Source organism: Streptomyces tatrensis (assembly GCF_049310065.1).
Taxonomy (GTDB): Bacteria; Actinomycetota; Actinomycetes; order Streptomycetales; family Streptomycetaceae; genus Streptomyces.
In genome coordinates this window covers 793,873-812,612 of record NZ_JBMDLB010000011.1, presented here as the reverse complement: position 1 = coordinate 812,612, position 18,740 = coordinate 793,873, and the positions used below count along the sequence as shown (strand labels likewise).

Below are 18,740 nucleotides of genomic sequence, written 5' to 3'. Positions count from 1 at the left end.
GCCCCCGCCTAAGGTGGCCCCGTGAACGTCATCCTCTTCGGTGCGACCGGCATGATCGGCCGGGGCGTGCTGCGCGAGTGCCTGCGCGACGAGTCCGTCGAAAGCGTGCTCGCCATCGGCCGCAGCCCCCTCGCCGTCACCCACCCCAAGCTGAGCGAGCTCGTCCGGGCCGATCCGACCGACCTGTCGGTGCCCGGCCTGGACCTGGCCCCGTACGACGCCTGCTTCTTCTGCCTCGGCATCTCCTCCTTCCGCATGAAGGAGGACGAGTACCGGCGGATCACCCACGACCTGACGCTCGCCGCCGCCCGCCCCCTCGCCGCCGCCAACCCGCGGCTGACCTTCGCCTACGTCTCCGGCGAGGGCACCGACAGCACCGAGAGCGGCCGCTCCATGTGGGCCCGGGTCAAGGGCGAGACCGAGAACGACCTGCTGAAGCTCCCCTTCGAGGCGTACATGTTCCGGCCCGGAATCGTGCAGCCGGACCGCGGCATCCCCTCCAAGACCCCGCTCTACCGCGCCGGGTACGCCGTCGCCGCACCGCTCTTCCCGGTGCTGCGGCGCTTCGCCCCCCACCTCGTGACCACGACCCGGGAGATCGGCCGCGCCATGATCGCCGTCGCCGAGGCCGGGCCCGCGGTCGCCGGCACCCAGCGGATCCTGCGGCCCCGGGACATTAACCGGGTGGCCGGCACGGGCCCGAAGGGGACCTAGACGAGTCATTCCGAATGCTGACGGTGTGTTCGGGAACGCAGACAGGGCGTCCAAGATCGTTGTGTGACGAACAACCTAGACGCCCTGCTGACCGCACTGTACGTGAAGATCGACGACGAGATCGGAGGCACCCGATGGCTGGGCCGGCCTCCACGGTTGACGGACTCCGAGCTCGTCTGCCTCGCCGTCGCGCAGGCACTGCTGGGCTTCACCTCGGAGTCGCGGTGGCTGCGGTTCGTGGACTCCCGCCTGGGTGCGATGTTCCCGTACGTGCCCAGGCAACCGGGCTGGAACAAGCGGCTGCGGGCTGCGTTGCCGCTGGTCAAGAAGGCGATACGGCTGCTGGCCGCCGATACGGACTTCTGGTTCGACAACCACTGGATCGTCGACTCCACCCCGGTGGAATGCGGCCGCTCGCGTCCAACCGTGAAACGGTCGGACATGGCCGGCTGGGCTGGATACGGGTACTGCGCCAGCCACAGCCGGTTCTTCTGGGGCCTGCGCCTGTTCCTGGTCTGCACCCCGACCGGCATGCCGATCCTGTGGGCCCTGGCGAACCCGAAGATCGATGAACGCGAGGTACTGACGGCGATGCTGGACCGCGAACCGGAAGCGGTCACCGACCGGCCGGGGCTGCTGATGATCTCCGACAAGGGCTTCGCCTCCAAGGAGTTCGAGTCCGATCTGGCACTGCGGGGAGCCGAGTTGCTGCGGCCGTCGTTCAAGCGGGAGAAGAAGCGCAAGGGCGAGGGTCTGCTGAAGTCGGTGCGGCAGCTGATCGAGTCGGTCAACGACACCCTCAAGGGCCAGCTCGACCTGGAACAACACGGCGGGCGAACCTTCGAGGGTGTCGCCGTCCGCGTCGCCCAGCGCATCCTCGCGATGGCCGCCGCGATCTGGCACAACCACAAGACCGACCAGCCGATCACGCGCTCACTCATCGCCTACGACCACTGATCACATCGGAATGACTCGTCTAGGGCCTGTCGTCAAACTCCCGTCTGCCTCGCGACGCCTGGCACGTGCTCTCGCCGCACCGGACGGAAGCCAAGTACGTCCAGTACGCGGGCTTCCGCCCGGCGCACCGAGAGCACGCACCAGACGCCGCGAGGCCGCCCTTCGGGCGACGACGGGAGTTTGACGACAGTCCCTAGGACCCGCGCTGACGAGCCGATATTCGGTTTCGGCCAGAGCCTCCCGCACCCGAGAATGAGGTTTCTCGAACCGGGAGGAACCCCATGAGCCAGGACCGCCTGACTCTGCACGACCTGATGCCCGCGCAGGCGCTGACCGAGGCCATCGATGCCGGGTACGTGGCCCGCAAGGCCCACCCCCAGCTGCCGCTGTCCCTGTACAGCTACACCCGGACCGCCCAGTACGACCAGGTCTGGAACCAGGTCACCACGATCTGCCGCGGGCTCGTCGCCGACGACGTCACGGGCGAGGTCGTCGCGCTGCCGCTGCCGAAGTTCTTCAACGTCGGCGAGCACGAGTCGGGCCGGCCCTACGCGCCGGCCCTGCCCGACGAGCCGTTCGAGGTGTACGACAAGGTCGACGGCAGCCTCGGGATCCTCTTCCACTACGCGGGGAAGTGGCGGGCCGCCTCCAGGGGTTCCTTCACCAGCACCCAGGCCGTCTGGGCGCAGCGCCGCCTCGACGGGCGGGACACCTCCGCGCTGGTCCCCGGCACCACCTACCTCGCGGAGATCCTGTACCCGCAGAACCGCATCGTCGTGGACTACGGGGACCGCCGCGACCTAGTCCTGCTCGCCGGGTACGGAGCGGACGGCGCCGAGGTGCCGCTCGCCGAAGCCGCCGGCCACTGGCGGGACATCGGCTCCGTGGTCAAGGTGTGGCCCGCCATGCCGCTGGACGAGCTGCTCGCGCTGACCGGGTCCAGCACCCTGCCGGGCGGCGCCGCCGCGACCGGCACCGACGCGGAGGGCTTCGTCCTGCGCTTCGCCTCGGGCGTCCGGGCCAAGGCCAAGATCGCCGAGTACGTACGCCTCCACAAGGTGCTCACCGGCGCGACCGAGCGGGACATCTGGCGCGGCCACGGCATCCAGCGGTTCGCCGGCCTGCCCCTGAAGCAGCTCGCCCAGGGCCTCAACTGCTCCGTCGCCGAGATCGAGGCCTCGGGCGGCAAGCCGCTCGACGCACTGCTGGAGCAGGTGCCCGACGAGTTCGACCACTGGGTGCGCTCGGTGATCGAACGCCTGGAGGCCGAGGCCGCGCTCCGCGAGCGCGCCATCGACGAGGCGTACGCCTCGCTGGCCCACCTGGCCGGCGACCGGGGCGCGTTCGCCCGCGCCACCAAGACCATCCGCGACAGCGGGATCCGCGGTGCGCTGTTCCAGCGCCTCGACGGCAGGACGACCGAGATGGTCACCTGGCGGCAGGTGCGGCCCGAGGCGTCCGACCCCTTCACGCACGACGAGGAGAACTGAACCCGTGTCCGAAGTACCCGAAACCGAGACCCCCGCGTCCCCGACAGCGGCCCCGGCGGCTCCCGCGCTGCCGGTGGTCCACGTCATGACGGGTCTGCCGGCCTCCGGGAAGACCACCGCCGCGCGCGCCCTCCAGGCGGAGTCCCGCGGCCGGATGCGCCGCGTCAACCTCGACGACCTGCGGGCCATGCTCGACGTGCCGGACCCCGAGCGCGCGCGTTCGTACAAGCACGAGCAGACCGTGCTGGACATCCAGGACGCGGCCGTCAGCGCGGCCGTCGAGGGCGGTTTCGACGTGGTCGTCGACAACACCCACCTGACCTCGCACATCCCCAAGCGGCTCAAGGCGGCCGTGGCGGGACGGGCCACCTTCGTCGTGCACGACTACACCGACGTGCCCGTGGAGGAGTGCCTGCGGCGCGACGCCGCGCGCGAGCGCCAGGTCGGCGAGGAGATCATCCGGATACTCGCGGACAAGCACGCGAAGGCGAAGAAGGGCGGCTGGCGGCTCACCGCGGACTGGCTCAACGACCAGCCGGACGTGTCCCCGTACGTCCCCGACCCGGCGCTGCCCTCGGCGGTGATGTGCGATATCGACGGCACGCTCGCTATGACCGGCGACCGCAATCCGTACGACTTCTCGCGCTGCGGCCTGGACACGCTGAACGCGCCGGTGCGCGACGCGCTGGACTCCTTCCGGCGGGCCGACGGCGACACCGTCGTCCTGCTGTCCGGGCGGGGCGAGGAGCACCGGGAGCCGACCGAGGCCTGGCTGCGGGAGCACGAAGTCCCGTACGACGAGCTGTGGATGCGGGCGGCGGGCGATTCGCGCCGCGACGACATCGTCAAGGCGGAGCTGTTCAACGCGCACGTGCGCCACCGGTACGCGGTCCGGGTCTCCCTGGACGACCGCGACCGCGTGGTGGCCATCTGGCGCCGCATGGGGCTGGCGACCTGGCAGGTCAACTACGGGGACTTCTAGCACGGCGGTTTCCAGTACGGCGGCTTCCCGTACGGCCCCTGTCGGCCGGCTCGTCATACTGGGGAGGTGGACGAGCCGAACGTACTGATCGTGGACGGTGCCAACGTCGTCGGGTCCGTGCCGGACGGCTGGTGGCGGGACCGGCGCGGCGCCGCCGAGCGGCTGCGCGACCGGCTGGCCCTGCGCGAGGAGGGCGAGGAGATCGTCCTCGTCGTCGAAGGCGCGGCCCGGGGCGTCGCATCGGTGCCAGGCGTACGGGTGGACGAGGCGCCGGGCAGCGGCGACGACCGGATCGTGGAGCTCGCGGCCGCCTGCGCGGAGCACGGCGGGTGCGTCGTGGTCACGGCGGACCGGGAACTGCGGACACGGGTACGGGCGTACGGTGCGCGGTGCGTGGGCCCGCGCACCGTACGCCCGGAGATGCGGCCCTAGAAGGTCCGCCGCGGGGCCGTGCCTAGGAGCGGCAGTAGCGGACCTCGTCCAGGTTCTTGACGTAGCGGGCGGAGACCCAGCGGTCGTCGCGGTCCTTGGCGGCCTTCGCCGACTTCGGGGTCATGGCGTTCTTGCGGTCCTCGTCCCGGGAGTCCTGCTCGTCGCGCCCGTCCCGCTCCTTCAGCAGGTACCAGAGGTTGTTCCCGTCGACCCGCTCGCCGCGCGTCTTGCACTCGATGGAGAGCTTCTCGTGCGGGTGCACCCGGCCCACCTTGTGGGAGTGGGTGGACGGCCTGCTGCGGACGGTCAGCGCGCCGCGCGAGATGACGACGCCGCGGGCGTGGCGGCGGTTGTCGTACTCGTCGTCCCGGCCGTAGTCGTCCTCGTCCTCGACGGGGGTCGTCAGGACCGGGCCGCGGGACGCCGAGTGGTCGGCCGCGACGGCCGTGCCCGCCCCGACCAGGCCGAGCACCAGGCTTCCGGCGGTGAGGGCGAGGATGGTCCTGGTGGGCTTCAGCATGAGCCGGCTCCTCCGAGAAGACGTCCGCCCGGCCGCGTCGCGCGGCACGGGGCGGCAACCAGGCGGTTGCCACGGACGACTATGGCGACGCGGGGCCGGGAGGCCGGGCTGACGCACCGTGAATTAGCCCGAAATGCCCAATATGCGGGGTGGGTGGAGGTGCTGTCCGGCTCATTCGGAGGCCCGGCTCCCTCCTCCGGATGCGGGTACCGCGCGGCGCCGCCAGAGTGGATGCCATGGGTATCGAGGATTACGGCGGCGGCCCCGGCGCGCAGCAGACCGGTGTCATGGTGGTGACGACGAACGACGTCCCCGGCTACCGGGTCGAGCAGGTCATCGGAGAGGTCTTCGGCCTCACCGTGCGCTCCCGCCATCTGGGCAGCCAGATCGGCGCGGGCCTGAAGTCGATGATCGGCGGCGAGCTGAAGGGTCTCACCAAGACCCTGGTGGAGACCCGCAACCAGGCCATGGAACGCCTCATCGAACAGGCCAAGGCGCGCGGCGCGAACGCCGTGCTGATGATGCGCTTCGACGTGACCGACGCGGCCGACGTCGGCACCGAGGTGTGCGCGTACGGAACGGCGGTCGTCCTGGTTCCGGCGAGCACCTAGGCCGCCTTCCGGCCGGGCGCCCGGCGGGCCGGGCCCGCGGAGAAGTTCCCTCCGGGCACTCTTGGCGATCACCGGGAAGAGGCTCTAGCCTCCCGTGGTGATCCACGAAGAATTCACACGTATATCCGATGCCGGGGCGGCCGCCCGGGCCGCGCAGTGACCGCGCCGCTGGACCCGCGCGGCGCCGGACGCCGCTACGTGACCGCCTGCGTCCTCTACTGGTTCCCCGTGGGCCTGGCCGTCAGCCCGATGATCCTGCTCTTCACCGAGCGCGGCATGTCCCTGCCCGCCGTCGCCGCGTTCTTCGTCGCGCACTCCGTCACCGCCGCCGTCCTGGAACTGCCCACCGGCGGACTCTCCGACGTGCTCGGCCGCCGCGCCGTGCTGGCCGCGGCCGGCCTGCTGAACCTGACGGCCTTCGTCCTCCTGGGCCTGGGCACCGCACCCTGGGTGCTCGCCCTCGGCATGGGCCTCATGGGTGCGGGGCGCGCACTGTCCAGCGGGCCCGCCGAGGCCTGGTACGTCGACACGGTCCAGGCCCACTCCGGCCCCGACGCCGAACTGCGCACCGGACTGGCCCGCGGCGGCACTGCGGTCTCCATCGCGCTGGCGGCGGGCACCCTGCTCGGGGGCGCGCTCCCCTGGCTGCTCGCCCGGGGCGACGGACTCGCCGCCGAGCTGAGCCGGGCGACCTCCGGGCTGGTGCTCCCGCTCTCCACGCCGCCCCTGCTGGGCGCGGTGGTCGTGACGGCCTTCGTGCTGTACGTCCTCGCCGCGCTCCCCGAGCCGCCCCGCCCGCCCAGCACCCTGCACTCCGTACTCCACGGCATCCCGGCCACCATCGCCGACGGCGTACGGCTGGGCGGCCGCGACCCGGTGATCCGCCGGGTGCTGCTGAGCGCGGCGGCCGCGGGCGGCGCCCTCGCCACGCTCGAACTGCTCACACCGGGCCGCGCCGCGTCGTTCACCGGGGCACCCGAGTCGGGCGCGATGCTCTTCGCCGTCCTCGCCTGCGCCGGCTTCCTCTGCTACGGGCTCGGCAGCAACCTCGCACCCCTGACCGCCCGGCTCGCCGGCAGCGGTGAGCGCGCGGTCCTGGTGGGCCTGTGCGCCGGCGCGGGCGGACTGCTCCTGCTCGGCGCCACCGCGCGGGCCGCGGGCCCGTTCGCCCTGGCGCTCGCGATCCTCGGCTACGGCCTGGTCTACCTCGGCCTCGGCTCGGCGGGACCGAGCCAGAACGACCTCCTGCACCGCCGGGTGTCGAGCGCGGGGCGGGCCACGGCGCTGTCTGTCCAGTCCCTCGCCCTGCAACTGACCGGGGCGCTCACCGGTTTGCTCGCCGGCGTGCTGCCGCGGGGCCCGATGCCCTGGCTGATGGGGGGAGCGATGCTCCTGGCGGGCGCCCTGTTGTGGATCCGGCGCGGCGAGTCCGCGGCTCCGTACCCGACTCCTCTGGGGGCGGAGGGCGGCGTCGAGCGGGTGTAGAGGGGGCGTCCGTCGGGCCGGCTGCCGGCGAGCCGGGGTCCGGTGGGTCCGTCGGACCGGTCCGGGTGCGCCCGTCGCACCGGGCCGGTTGCGTCCGTAGGGCCAGGCCGGGGGCGTCCGTAGGGCCAGGCCGGGGGCCGCCGCGGGGCGTGCACCCACCCGACCCACCCGTCACATAAGTCCAGGACGGGGTTCGGCTTTGTCCATGGGCCTGCCGGGCCGGGGTACGCAGGCTGTCAGGTCAGTGAGCGGACCGCCGGCCTCCACGGTGTGCGGTCTTCCGCCCAGGAAGCGCCGACTCCCGGAGGTCCGATGCGAACCCCCCTCTGGCCGGCCGCAGCCGCGGTGGCCGGTCTCGTGGCCACCTTGGTCGTGGCCCTGCCCGCCACCCCCGCCGTGGCGGCCGCCCCCGTGACGATCACCTCGCCCGAGCTGTCCGTGAGCGTGGACAGCGCCTTCCCCCGCGTCATCAGCTACACCCGCACCGCCACCGGGGACGTGCTGAACGGCAACGAGGACACCATCGGCGCGATCGTCGTCAACGGAACCACCTACACCCCCACCGTCACCGCGACCCCCTCCGCCTCCGGCGTGGACTACGCGCTGGCCTTCTCCGGAGTGACCATCAGGTCCCGTCTCTCCGTGACCGGTTCGGTGGTGGAGTTCAAGGTCACCGCGATCGAGGACACGGCCGCCCTGCGCGTACGCAGCTTCGCGATCCCGAACCACAACCTCGTCAGCGTCCGCAGCAGCCAGAGCGGCGCCGCGCTCTCCACCGCGAAGATGCACACCGCCACCACCGGCACCGGGGACACCTTCACCCCGATCACCGCGAACACCCCGGTCGACGCCTCCGCCACGACGGTGATGTACGGCCTGGCCAACACCGGCAAGCTGGCCGCGGCCATCGACTCCAACTCGTACTACGACGCCCCCACGGGCGCCGCCGCCAACGAGAACGGCCGGATCAGCAAGCAGGTCACCGACAAGGGCACCTACCGCCGGGCCGGCCTGTGGAGCGGATCCTGGCTCTACCGGGCCACGGGAGCCGCCGACACCGACACCGAGCCCCTGCCCTACGTCCGCGTCGCGATCACGGCCGACCGCAACGCCGACTCGACCGTGGACTGGCAGGACGCGGCGGTCGCGTACCGGGACATCTGGACCGCGCCCACGGGCTGGCAGCAGACCGCCGACCGGGTCGTGCAGCGCATCCCCTTCAACTTCGCCTCCGCGGCCACCCACCCCTTCTCCGAGACCCTCGACGAGACCAAGCGGGTCAACCTCGCCACCGACGGCCTCGGCCAGTTCGTCCTGCTCAAGGGGTACGCCTCCGAGGGTCACGACTCGGCCCACATGGACTACAAGAACATCGGCTCCAAGCTCGGCGGCGCCACCGACCTGAACACCCTCACCACCGTCGGCCACACCTACAACGCCGACTTCGGCGTCCACATCAACGCCACCGAGGAGTACCCGGTCTCGGCCACCTTCGACCCGGCGCACCAGACGGGCGGCCTCGGCTGGGACTGGCTCGACCAGTCGTACTACGTGGACACCCGCAAGGACGGCCAGTCCGGCGGGCGCCTCAAGCGGCTCCAGGACCTCAAGGCGGCCGCCCCCGGCCTGGACTTCCTCTACGTGGACGTCTGGTACGGCGACGGCTACCTCTCGCGCAAGCTCGAACGCGAGATCGGCGGCCTCGGCTACCAGCTCGCCACCGAGTTCCCCGCCTCCCTGACCGGACAGTCCCTCTGGCACCACTGGGCCACCGACGTCAACTACGGCGGCACCGACCTCAAGGGCATCAACTCGAACATCGCCCGCTTCATCGCCAACCACACCAAGGACGACTGGATCGCCGCCAACCCGCTGCTCGGCGGCGCGGAGATCACCGCCTACGAGGGCTGGCAGGGCAAGCGGGACTTCACCTCCTTCCTCACCACCACCTTCGCGACGAACCTGCCGACCAAGTACCTCCAGGAATCCCCGATCGTGAAGTGGACCGCCGGCACGGTCACCCTCGCCAACGGCACCACCGTCACCACCTCCGGGAACACCCGCAAGATCACCACGGCCGGACGGACCGTCCTCGACGGATCCGCCTACCTGCTCCCGCGCGACGGCAAGCTCTACCACTGGAACGACAAGGCCGCCTCCACCACCTGGACCCTGCCGGCGGGCTGGTCCTCGCCCAAGCTGTACAAACTGACCGACACGGGACGCCAGTTGGTCGGTGACCTGGCCGTCACCGGCGGGCAGGTCACCATCAACGCCGCCGCCAGGACCGGCTACGTCGTCACCAACGGCGCCGCCCCCGCCCAGGCCGACCCGAACTGGGGCGAGGGCGCCCCCGTCAAGGACCCCTCCTTCTTCTCCGGCAACCTGAACGCCTGGTCCGTCACCGGAAGCGGCGCCGCCGTCACCCGCAACGCCCAGGGCCAGAACGAGCTCACGATGGCCGCGAGCACCGCGCCCGCCGTCTCCCAGCAGCTCACCGGACTCGCCCCCGGCACCTACGCCGCCTCCGTCTGGGTCTCCACCCCGGCCGGACGCGCCGCCACCCTCACCGTGACCCCCGCCGGAGGCACGGCCGCCTCCGTCTACGCCGACTCCTCGCCGCTGACCAACAACCTCGGCGGCAGCGAGAAGAACGGCACCAAGATGCAGCGCATGAAGGTGCTCTTCGACGTTCCCGCGGGGCAGTCCGCGGCCACCCTCAAACTGTCGGCGGCCTCCGGCTCCGGAACCGTCTACCTGGACGACGTCCGGGTCGTCCGCTCGGCCCGCACCCCGCTGAACGGCCACTGGTTCACCGAGGACTTCGAGAACGTCGACGCGGGCTGGGGCCCCTTCGCCTTCGGCGGCGCCGGCGGCTCCGCCACCGACCCGCGCACCCACATCGCCCAGCGCAACGCCCCGTACACCCAGGCGGGCTGGAGCGGAAAGCTGGTCGACGACGTGATCAGCGGGCAGAACTCGCTGAAGTCCCACGAGGAGCGGCAGGGCCTGGTCTACCGCACCCTCCCGCAGACCCTGCGGCTGACACCCGGCCGCTCGTACAAGGTCACCTTCAGCTACGAGAACGGCTTCAGCGGGGACTACCAGTTCATCACCGGCTCCGGGAGCACCGAGACGGCCACCGCGCTGAACCAGGCCCGTACGGCCACCACCTTCACCAAGACCTTCACCGCGGGGACCGACGCCTGGATCGGCGTACGGAAGGTGACCGGCGAAGGCTCCCACAACGAGGCCGACTTCATCCTCGACGACCTCGCCGTCGACGACCTGGGCGCCGGGAGCGGCGGCGAACTCCTCGTCCCGCAGACGCAGATGAGCGTCAAGGCCGTCGACAGCCAGGAGACCGCCGGCGAGAACGGCGCCGCGGCCAACGTGCTCGACGGGGACAGCGCCACCATCTGGCACACCCAGTGGTACCAGGCCACCGCGCCGATGCCGCACGAGATCACCCTCGACCTCGGCGCCTCCTACAACGTCTCCGCCCTGCACTACCTGCCCCGCCAGACGCAGAGCAACGGGCGCATCGCCGACTACCAGGTCCTCACCTCCACGGACGGGGTCACCTGGGGGACGGCGGCCGCCTCCGGCACCTTCGCGAACACCACCGCGCAGCAGGACGTCGCCTTCACGGCGCGCACCGCGCGCTACGTCAAGCTCAAGGCCACGAGGGAGGTTTCGGGCAATCCGTGGACTGCGGTCGCGGAGCTCAACATCGGCTACCTGCCGTGACGGGGGCGGGCGGGGACTGGTCCTGCGGCGACGGCCCCTGCGGCGACTGCTCCTGGGGTGACGGCTCCTGGGGCGAGGGGAGCCGCCGCACCGACTGCTGCTGCACCGACTGCTGTTGGCGGAACCGGACGGGCGCCACGCCCACCCGGCGGCTGAACAGCCTGCTGAAGTAGGCGGCGTCCTCGTAGCCGACCCGCCGGGCGACCCCGGCGACCGGCAGGTCGGTGCGGGCCAGCAGCTCCTTCGCCCGGCTCAGGCGGATGCCGAGGAGGTACTCCTTGACCCCCTCCCCGGTACTGCCCCGTACCGCCCCGCGCAGTTCGGGGAGGGACATCCCTAGCCGGGCGGCGTGCTCGGCCACCGAGATCGGGAGCAGCGCGTCCCGGGCCAGGGTGTCCATCACGGTGTCCCCGTGCCGCGACACCTCGGCCCGGGCATAGCGCAGCGCGACGAGCAGCCCGTGCACGGCCGCGGCGGCCTCCACCTCCAGCAGGGGGCCGCCGAGCCGGGCCGCCCGTACGATCCCGTCGACCACGTGCCGCACCCCGGCCGTGCCGCTGAGCGGTACCAGCGGGCGGTCGGGGGTGACGTAGCCCAGGTCGGTGTACGCCTCCACGCTGTGGCCGGCGAAATCCACGAAGCACTCGTCCCAGCCGGTCTGCGGATCCGGGCCGTAGTGGTGCTCCACCCCGGGCACGAGCCACAGCAGCGCCGGGGCCGTCACCGGCTGCGGGGCCCGCCCGCCGTGGCTGAACCAGCCCCGGCCGGCGCAGACCACCACCGCGACGTGGTGGTCGAGGGCGCGCGGGCCGACCACCGGCAGCACGCCCTGCTGCACGCCCACACCGAGGCACACCAGCCCGAGCCGGCGATGGTTGGCGGTCGGAGAGAAGTACCGCATCCAGCTGCTGTACGGAGGCGTTGCCATCTGCGGATTGTGATCCACAAGGCGGGGAGCGCTCAAGGGGCCGCGGACTCCTGGGCGTTACGAGGCTTTCGCGCATCGGAGGCGCCCGGCGAGACGGGGCCGACCGGCGCGACCGGGACCACCGGCGCGGGCAGCGTGACCGCCGGCCCGCCCGGGGCACGCTCCGGCCGGAGGCCGAAAGCCAGCCCGGCGACCACCACGGCCAGGCCCAGCCACACCGCCGGCCCCGGCACCCCGCCGCCGGTCACGGCTCCCGCGCCCGCCGCCGCGAGCGGGGCCACGCCGGTCAGCAGCCCGGCCCGGCCGGAACCCACCGCAGCAACCGTGCGGTACCAGAGGAGGAAGGCCACCGCCGTCACCATGACGGCGAGATAGCCGGCGGTCGCCCACTGGCGCGGGCTCACGGTCAGGAGCTCCGAAGGCCCCTCGAAGCAGGCCGTGAGCACCGCCAGCATCACCGCGCCCATCCACACCGCGTGCAGCGACACCCCCCACGCTCCGTGGCGCCGCAGCACCGGCACAGCGAACAGCGTGAAGCCGGCCTCGCAGCCCAGTGCCAGCGCCGCCCATCCGACTCCGGCCGCGTCCGTCCGGCCCGTTCCCTCCACCAGGACCGCCCCGGCGACCACCACCGGCGCGGCCAGCAGCACCCGGCGGCTGGGCGTGCGGCCCTCCATCAGCGGGCCGATCACCCCGAACAGGACGGGTGCGCAGGCCACGGCGACGGCGATCACGGCCGGCTCGGCGTGCGCGACGCCCCGTACGACGGCCACGTTGAACAGCACCAGGCCGGTGGCGGCGACCCCGGCCAGCCACAGCCACTCCCGGCCGCGCGGGGCCCTGACCGGCACCCGGGCGAGGCGGGCCAGGCCGAAGAGGAGCAGCGCGGCCATCGTGTAGCGGATGGCCTGCACCCCGAAGAGCGGGGCGTCCACGAGGGAGCGGGAGACGGTGACGCTGCTGCCGACGAGCACCATGCCGGCGATGCCGGGGGCGAGGTCGCGCAACTGCCGGGACGAAGGGGGCGAAGGCTGTGCAGGCGGTGAAGGGTGCGAAGCGCGCGAAGCGTGTGAAGGGGTTGAGGTGTTCATAACGTCGAGCCTGGCGCCACAATGGACCCGTGGACAGGTCCAAAGAGAGTGCCATCGAGGGGTCCGTAACAGCAGGTTTCGAAGCAGAGGGGTCCGAAGCAGAGGGGGCCGAAGCAGCGGGGTCGGACTTCCTCCAGCTGGACATCGGCCGGGCCCCGGCCGGCGGGCGCACCGACTGGCTCGCCGACCGGCTCCGAGCGGCCATCGCCGACGGCAGGCTCGCCGTCGGCAGCCGCCTCCCGGCCAGCCGCGTCCTCGCCGCCGAGTTGAGGGTTTCCCGGGGGCTGGTCACCGAGGCGTACCAGCGGCTGGCGGAGACCGGCCAGGTGGCCGGCCGCGGCCGTGCGGGGACGGTCGTGGTGGCCGCACCGGTGACCGGAGGGCAGCCCCCGTCCGGGCCCGCGCCCTCCGCGCTCCCGGATCCGGTCGACCCGTTCGGCACCAGGGAATGGGGCGCCCTCGTCGACGCGTTGCGCGCGGCCCCGGGCCGGATCGACCTCTCGCCCGGGGCGCCGGACCTGGCCGCGTTCCCGCGCACGGCCTGGCTCCAGGCGGAACGCCGGGTCCTCGCCGAGCTGACCCCCGCCGACTTCGGCTACGGGAACCCGCAGGGCACCCCCGCGCTGCGCGAGGCGATCACCGACTGGCTCGCCCTGAACCGCGGAATCCGCGCGGACCCCGACGAGGTGGTCGTGGTGGCGGGCGTGGCGCAGGCGCTCGGGCTGCTGGCACAGGTGCTGCGCGCGGAAGGCGTACGGCACGTGGCGGTCGAGGACCCCGGCTCGCTCGGGACGCGCCGCCAACTGGAACACGGAGGCATGCGCCTCCTGCCCGTACCGGTCGACGGGGGCGGCATCGACACCGCCGCCCTGGCGGCCGGCCCGGCCCAGGCGGTGGTGCTGACACCGGCGCACCAGTTCCCGACCGGGGTCGTCCTCGACGGAGAACGGCGCCGCGAACTCCTCGGCTGGGCGGCGGCCGGGGGAGTCGTCATCGAGGACGACTACGACGCCGAACACCGCTACGACCGCGCCCCCGTCCCCGCCCTGCGGGCCCTGCTCCCGGAGGCCGTCTGCTACACCGGAAGCGTCTCCAAGCTCCTCGCCCCCGCCCTGCGGCTGGGCTGGCTGCTGGTCCCCCGGCGCCTGCTGGACGCCGTGATCGAGGCCAAGCGCTATGCCGACCTCGGCAATCCCGTCCTCGCCCAGCTGGTGCTGGCCCGGCTGATGGCCTCGGGGGAGCTGGAGCGCCACCTGCGCTTCGTACGCCGCCGCCACCGGACCAGACGGGACGCGATGCTCCGCGCGATCGCCGCCGAACTGCCCGGCGCGCGGGTGCACGGGGCGGCGGCCGGGCTGCACCTGATGGTCACCTTCGACCGGGACGCCGCTGGGCCCGGCGGCATCGACGACACGGTGCTGGCCGCCGCGGCCCTGGAACTCGGGGTCAAGGCGCACCCGCTGTCCTGGCACCGGATGACCCCGGGCCCCCCGGGCCTAGTGCTCGGCTACGCGGCGGGGCCGGTGGGGGAGATCGAGGAGGGCGTGGCCGTCATCGGTTCGGCCCTGCGGCGGCTGCGGGAGGCGCGGTAGTCGCGGGGGTCGCGGGGGTCGCGCAGTGTCCGGGTGGGCGCGGCGCCCGGAGCCGCGAAAAGTTTTTCGGAATCGGCGGCAACCTCCCGGGCACTCGCGCGTCGTGCGGGGGTGAAGGGCGTGATCCCGCGCCCCCGCAGCCGACCGTGGAGAACCACCGTGAAGAACCTGAAGCGCGCCCCGCTGTCCGTCCGCAGGGCGGCGGGCCTCGCCGTCGCCGCCGCCGGGGTGGCCGTCGCGCTGGCCGGGCCGGCCTCCGCCGCACAGGGGGCGTCGTCCGCCTCGCCGACGGCCGCTACGCCGAGCACCGCGCCGAGCGTGGCCCCATCGGCCCCCGCGCCCTCGGTGAGCCGGCCCCCGAGCGCGACGCCGAGCGCGGCCCCCAGCGTCCGCCCGAGCACGGCCCCCAGCGTCCGCCCGAGCGCGTCCCCGACCGTCGCCCCGGGCGGGACGCCGACCGCCGTCCCGAGCGCGGCCCCGAGCGCGACCCCCGCCTCGCCCGGCGGGTCCGAGCTCGCGCATACTGGCTCCTCCGCCACCACGGCCGCACTCGGCGCCGGGGCCGCCGTGCTGATCACCGCCGGGGCCGCGACCCTGTACACCCTGCGGCGCCGCGCCAACGGCTGAGGACCTCCGTGCTCCACCTCGCACCATCCCTGGGCCCCGCCACGACCGGCTTCGACCGGCCGTGGCGGGGCTTGTGGTCGTTCCTGCTGCGCCGCGAACGCACCCGGGCCGCGCAGGCCCCGCCCGCGCCGCCGGAGCCGTACCGGCACGAGTACACGTACGGCCACCCCTCCGAGGCGGGCGGCCCGCCGCCCACCGTGACCGAGCTCTACCACGCCCACCGGCTGCGGATGGTCCGGCTGGCGGTGCTGCTCGTGGACGACCTCGGTACCGCCGAGGACGTGGTGCAGGACGCCTTCACGGCCTTGTACCGGCGCCACGGCGAGCGGATCACGGAGGTGGACAACGCGCTGGGCTACCTGCGCACCTCCGTCGTCAACACGGCCCGCTCCGTGCTGCGCCGCCGCCGGACCGCCCGCGCGTGGACCCCGCAGGCACCCGCCGACGTCCCCTCCGCCGAGGCGTCCGTGGTCCTCGACGAGGCGCACCGCGAGGTCCTCGCCGCGCTGGGGCGGCTGACGCCGAGGCGGCGGCAGGTCCTGGTGCTGCGCTACTGGGCCGACCTCAGCGAGGCGGAGATAGCCGAGACGCTGGGGATCAGCCGGGGGGCGGTCAAATCGAACGCGAGCCGCGGGCTGGACGCGCTGGAACGGATTCTGGAGGGTCGGATATGACGCGTGGGCAGGAGCAGCCCGCGGGGCCGGACAGGGAGCCGGCCGAGCGGCCCGTGGAGTACCGGCTGCGGCATGCCCTGGACGCCCGCGCGGCCGGGATCACCGTGCGCGAACTGCGCCCGGCGCAGCCGCCGGGGCCGGGGGTGCGGCGCCTGTCGTGGGCCCGGCCGCGCGGTTTCACGCTGCCCCTGGTGGGGCTGGCGGCGGCCGCCGCGGTGGTGGGGTACGCCGTACTGTCGCCGGACGCTCCGGTGCGCCCGGGGCCGGTACCGGTGCCGCCGGCCGCGCCGCCGTCGCCCACGCCGACCGGCCTTGCCCCGGGACCGGTCCCGGTCGGTCCGTCGCCGTCCGTTTCCCCGTCGCGCCTTTCGCCTTCGGCCGCGCCCACGAACTCGTACACGCCCACCGTGAGCCCGTCGCGGACGCCGGAGGCCGGTACGGGTGCGTCACCACGGCCCAGTTCCTCCGCCTCCGCTCCGTCGTCCCCGTCCCCGTCCCGGTCTCCGTCTCCGTCCCCGTCGCGGGCCTCGCCCTCGTCCTCCTCCCCGCCGCCCACAGCTTCGCCGGGCCGCGGCTGAGGGAGCGGGGGCGGGGCGGGGGCGGGGGCAGCGTCGGGAGCGGCTCGGTCGAGGCGCCACGCCGTCCCCAACCCTGCGCCGACGGAGATCCGTTGGCCGCATCCTTGGATCCTGTAGAGCAGTTCGAACAGGGGGCGCGGGATGTGGGACGTGGTGTCGTCGGGCGGGGTACCGGCGGGGGAGCGGTTCGACTGGTACGCCGACATCATCTCGCGCGAGGTGATGCCGGCCGCCCTCAGCAGCGAACGGCCGGCCGAGTTCCAGGGCGAGGCGGCCGTGGTGGACCTGGGGCCCCTGCGCGCGTCCAAGTTCACCCTGTCGCCCCTGCGTTCGCGGCGCACACCCGCGCTGATCCGGCGCGGCGATCCGGAGCAGTACCAACTGGCCCTGCTGCGCACGGGCGTCACGTCGATGTCCCAGCACCGCAACGAGTGCACGGTCGGGGCCGGGGACCTCATGCTGTGGGACACCTCGCTCCCCTCCGACAACACGATGCTCGCGGAAGGCGGCCAGGTGCGGGCGACGATCCTGATGCTCCCCCGGGACGTCCTGCCGCTGCGTCCCGAGCGGCTGGAACGGCTGCTGGCCCGCCGCATACCGGGCGACCGCGGCATCGCGGCGATCCTGGCCTCCTTCATGACCGCCCTGGAGGACCACGCCGCCGAATGCGAGCCGCAGGAGCTGGCCCGGCTCGGCGCCGCCGCCGTGGACCTCGCCACGGCCTGCCTGGCCCAGCACCTGGACGCCGAGGACCGGATCCCCTCGGAAGCCCGCACGGAGGTCCTCCTGCGGCGGATCAACGCCTTCATCGAGCACCACCTCGCAGACCCGCAGCTGGCCCCGCCCGCCATCGCGGCCCGCCACAACATCTCGGTGCGCGGGCTCCACCAGCTCTTCCGGGGGCAGGGGGAGAGCGTCCAGGCCCGTATCCGGCGCCGCCGCCTCGAACAGTGCCGAGCCGACCTGGGCAGGCCCGAACTCGCCGCCCACCGGGTGCAGTCCATCGCCGCCCGCTGGGGCTTCGGCGGACCCGCGGTCTTCAGCCGTGCCTTCCGGGAGGCGTACGGGCTGACGCCCACGGAGTACCGTGCGCTGAGCGCCGCGGGTGTCCCGCGCGGCGGCGTTTAGGCTCGCCCCATGAACGACATCACGACACACGGCATACGGATCCGGCCGGGCGGCCCGGCCGACGTACCCGCCGTGCTGGACATGCTCGACTCCGCGGTGGCCTGGATGAACGCCCGCGGCAACACCGAGCAGTGGGGGACGACCCCGTACTCGCGCATTCCCGGAGGGGTGGAGCGGGTCCAGCGGTACACGACCGAGAACTCCCCGTTCATCGCGGAGCTGGACGGGGTGCCCGTCGGAGCCCTGGTGCTCGACTCCGGGCCCAGCCCGAAGATGCCGATGATCGCGGCGGCTGGGGAACCCGAGCGGTACGTCCGCCTGTTGGTCTCCGAGCGGCGCCACGCCGGCCTGGGCATCGGGTCCGCGCTGCTGGCCCGGGCCGTGGAGGAGACCAGGCGGGCCGGCGTGGAACTGCTGCGGGTCGACTGCTGGGCGGGCGGTACGGGCGAACTGGTCGCGTACTACGAACGCAACGGCTTCACCCGCACCGCTCCGTTCGTCTCCGGCACCTGGCCGGGCCAGGTACTGGCGCAGCGGGTCCAGACCCTGCCGGGGCAGGCGGCGTGACGCCGGGGCGAAAGGGACCGCGAGGGAGGAGACTCCCTTGCGGCCCCTGCGGGCTCACCGCCCGCGTGCCCCCGTGGTGAAGCGGCGGGTCGTCAGTAGCCGCCCGAGCATTCTGCGTTTTCACCGCCGTAGGCGTACCAGTAGCCGCACGCCCAGGCCGTCACGTCCTTGTCGTTGATCATGACGCTGAAGAACTTGCCGCTGCCCGAGGTCGTGTACTTCTTGCCCTGATCGTTCTTGATCTCGATCTTGGAGCCGGACGGGGCGTTGAGGACGAAGCGTCCCCATGCGGCTCGGCAGGACGGGCTGTAGCGCAGCTCCATGTTGCCGAACGCGCCCGTACTCACCGTGCGTGCGTCGTTCTGGCAGGTCGTGTTGGCGGGGTTGAGTCCGTTGCAGGACGCGCCGTAGCAGCTCGTGGCGGCGGATGCCGTCGGTGCGGTGATGAGGCCGGTGAGGAGGAGTGCTCCGGTGCCGAGCAGGACGGCCAACTGCTTCTTCATGGTGTCGCCTCTTCTAGAACGGGCCGGTGGGGCACGCGGACGGGGTCTCGATCTTCACGTGGGTGACGGTGAGCACCGACGGCACCGGTGTCCACGACTGGTTCGGCTCCA

The 18,740-nt window shown here is 73.1% G+C and carries 17 protein-coding genes; 13 read left to right on the top strand and 4 right to left on the bottom strand.

The genetic code is table 11. The annotated features are described in order from the left end of the window. Positions 1 to 21: 21 nt before the first annotated feature. The 5 genes from ACODT5_RS19330 to ACODT5_RS19310 all read left to right on the top strand — a co-directional run bounded on the left by ACODT5_RS19330 (position 22) and on the right by ACODT5_RS19310 (position 4,575). A complete protein-coding gene (locus ACODT5_RS19330; RefSeq protein WP_422520561.1) occupies positions 22 to 714 on the top strand; it encodes a Rossmann-fold NAD(P)-binding domain-containing protein in 693 nt (230 codons plus the stop codon). 63 nt (positions 715 to 777) lie between these two features. After that, the gene (locus ACODT5_RS19325) at positions 778 to 1,671 is read left to right on the top strand and encodes an IS982 family transposase (RefSeq protein ID WP_422520560.1); all 894 of its coding nucleotides are present in this window, start codon (positions 778 to 780) and stop codon (positions 1,669 to 1,671) included. 281 nt (positions 1,672 to 1,952) lie between these two features. Beyond that, positions 1,953 to 3,161: an RNA ligase gene (locus ACODT5_RS19320; RefSeq protein ID WP_422520559.1), complete on the top strand. Its 1,209-nt coding sequence runs from the start codon at positions 1,953 to 1,955 to the stop codon at positions 3,159 to 3,161. A 4-nt stretch (positions 3,162 to 3,165) separates the two neighbouring features. Continuing rightward, positions 3,166 to 4,143 carry a phosphatase domain-containing protein gene (locus tag ACODT5_RS19315; protein ID WP_422520558.1) on the top strand — a complete coding sequence of 326 codons (978 nt, stop codon included), beginning with the start codon at positions 3,166 to 3,168 and terminating at the stop codon, positions 4,141 to 4,143. A gap of 66 nt (positions 4,144 to 4,209) precedes the next feature. Then, complete coding sequence (locus ACODT5_RS19310) at positions 4,210 to 4,575, top strand: PIN domain-containing protein (RefSeq protein WP_422520557.1); 366 nt, start codon at positions 4,210 to 4,212, stop codon at positions 4,573 to 4,575. A gap of 22 nt (positions 4,576 to 4,597) precedes the next feature. Here the strand turns inward: ACODT5_RS19310 and ACODT5_RS19305 are convergent, their stop codons facing one another. Continuing rightward, positions 4,598 to 5,095 carry a hypothetical protein gene (locus ACODT5_RS19305; RefSeq protein WP_422520556.1) on the bottom strand — a complete coding sequence of 166 codons (498 nt, stop codon included), beginning with the start codon at positions 5,093 to 5,095 and terminating at the stop codon, positions 4,598 to 4,600. 236 nt (positions 5,096 to 5,331) lie between these two features. On the opposite strand from ACODT5_RS19305, the gene ACODT5_RS19300 reads away from it, so the two are divergent. The 3 genes from ACODT5_RS19300 (at position 5,332) to ACODT5_RS19290 (ending at position 10,941) form a co-directional block, all read left to right on the top strand. Further along, entirely contained in the window at positions 5,332 to 5,706 is a 375-nt protein-coding gene (locus tag ACODT5_RS19300) for a YbjQ family protein (protein ID WP_112451056.1), read from the top strand. 156 nt (positions 5,707 to 5,862) lie between these two features. Then, positions 5,863 to 7,191: an MFS transporter gene (locus ACODT5_RS19295; protein WP_422520555.1), complete on the top strand. Its 1,329-nt coding sequence runs from the start codon at positions 5,863 to 5,865 to the stop codon at positions 7,189 to 7,191. A 312-nt stretch (positions 7,192 to 7,503) separates the two neighbouring features. Then, positions 7,504 to 10,941, top strand: a complete 3,438-nt coding sequence (locus ACODT5_RS19290) for an endo-alpha-N-acetylgalactosaminidase family protein (protein ID WP_422520554.1) — start codon at positions 7,504 to 7,506, stop codon at positions 10,939 to 10,941. Here ACODT5_RS19290 and ACODT5_RS19285 read toward each other — a convergent pair. Beyond that, on the bottom strand, positions 10,919 to 11,869 hold the full coding sequence (locus ACODT5_RS19285) for a helix-turn-helix domain-containing protein (RefSeq protein WP_422520553.1): 951 nt from the start codon (positions 11,867 to 11,869) through the stop codon (positions 10,919 to 10,921). The two genes, ACODT5_RS19290 and ACODT5_RS19285, sit on opposite strands and share 23 nt — an antisense overlap. Before the next feature lie 32 nt (positions 11,870 to 11,901). Next, positions 11,902 to 12,876 carry a DMT family transporter gene (locus ACODT5_RS19280; RefSeq protein ID WP_422520552.1) on the bottom strand — a complete coding sequence of 325 codons (975 nt, stop codon included), beginning with the start codon at positions 12,874 to 12,876 and terminating at the stop codon, positions 11,902 to 11,904. 113 nt (positions 12,877 to 12,989) lie between these two features. Here ACODT5_RS19280 and pdxR point away from each other — a divergent pair, with 113 nt between their 5' ends. The 5 genes from pdxR to ACODT5_RS19255 all read left to right on the top strand — a co-directional run bounded on the left by pdxR (position 12,990) and on the right by ACODT5_RS19255 (position 18,126). Continuing rightward, positions 12,990 to 14,552 carry a MocR-like pyridoxine biosynthesis transcription factor PdxR gene (gene pdxR / locus ACODT5_RS19275; RefSeq protein WP_422520551.1) on the top strand — a complete coding sequence of 521 codons (1,563 nt, stop codon included), beginning with the start codon at positions 12,990 to 12,992 and terminating at the stop codon, positions 14,550 to 14,552. Positions 14,553 to 14,711: 159 nt separating this feature from the next. Next, positions 14,712 to 15,179, top strand: coding sequence for an LPXTG cell wall anchor domain-containing protein (locus ACODT5_RS19270; RefSeq protein ID WP_422520550.1), 468 nt, complete (start codon positions 14,712 to 14,714; stop codon positions 15,177 to 15,179). Between the two features lie 8 nt (positions 15,180 to 15,187). Continuing rightward, a complete protein-coding gene (locus ACODT5_RS19265; protein ID WP_422520549.1) occupies positions 15,188 to 15,853 on the top strand; it encodes a SigE family RNA polymerase sigma factor in 666 nt (221 codons plus the stop codon). 719 nt (positions 15,854 to 16,572) lie between these two features. Beyond that, complete coding sequence (locus ACODT5_RS19260) at positions 16,573 to 17,559, top strand: AraC-like ligand-binding domain-containing protein (protein WP_422520548.1); 987 nt, start codon at positions 16,573 to 16,575, stop codon at positions 17,557 to 17,559. Positions 17,560 to 17,568: 9 nt separating this feature from the next. Beyond that, positions 17,569 to 18,126, top strand: coding sequence for a GNAT family N-acetyltransferase (locus ACODT5_RS19255; RefSeq protein WP_422520547.1), 558 nt, complete (start codon positions 17,569 to 17,571; stop codon positions 18,124 to 18,126). Positions 18,127 to 18,218: 92 nt separating this feature from the next. On the opposite strand, the gene ACODT5_RS19250 is transcribed toward ACODT5_RS19255, so the two are convergent. After that, positions 18,219 to 18,629: a DUF2690 domain-containing protein gene (locus ACODT5_RS19250; protein ID WP_422520546.1), complete on the bottom strand. Its 411-nt coding sequence runs from the start codon at positions 18,627 to 18,629 to the stop codon at positions 18,219 to 18,221. Positions 18,630 to 18,740 lie beyond the last annotated feature (111 nt).

Bases quoted from the DNA above. Each gene is read 5' to 3' on its own strand.
- ACODT5_RS19290 (WP_422520554.1), top strand. From the start codon at position 7,504: ATGCGAACCCCCCTCTGGCCGGCCGCAGCCGCGGTGGCCGGTCTCGTG.
- ACODT5_RS19260 (WP_422520548.1), top strand. From the start codon at position 16,573: ATGTGGGACGTGGTGTCGTCGGGCGGGGTACCGGCGGGGGAGCGGTTC.
- ACODT5_RS19285 (WP_422520553.1), bottom strand. From the start codon at position 11,869: ATGGCAACGCCTCCGTACAGCAGCTGGATGCGGTACTTCTCTCCGACC.
- ACODT5_RS19255 (WP_422520547.1), top strand. From the start codon at position 17,569: ATGAACGACATCACGACACACGGCATACGGATCCGGCCGGGCGGCCCG.
- ACODT5_RS19250 (WP_422520546.1), bottom strand. From the start codon at position 18,629: ATGAAGAAGCAGTTGGCCGTCCTGCTCGGCACCGGAGCACTCCTCCTC.
- ACODT5_RS19320 (WP_422520559.1), top strand. From the start codon at position 1,953: ATGAGCCAGGACCGCCTGACTCTGCACGACCTGATGCCCGCGCAGGCG.
- ACODT5_RS19300 (WP_112451056.1), top strand. From the start codon at position 5,332: ATGGGTATCGAGGATTACGGCGGCGGCCCCGGCGCGCAGCAGACCGGT.
- ACODT5_RS19305 (WP_422520556.1), bottom strand. From the start codon at position 5,095: ATGCTGAAGCCCACCAGGACCATCCTCGCCCTCACCGCCGGAAGCCTG.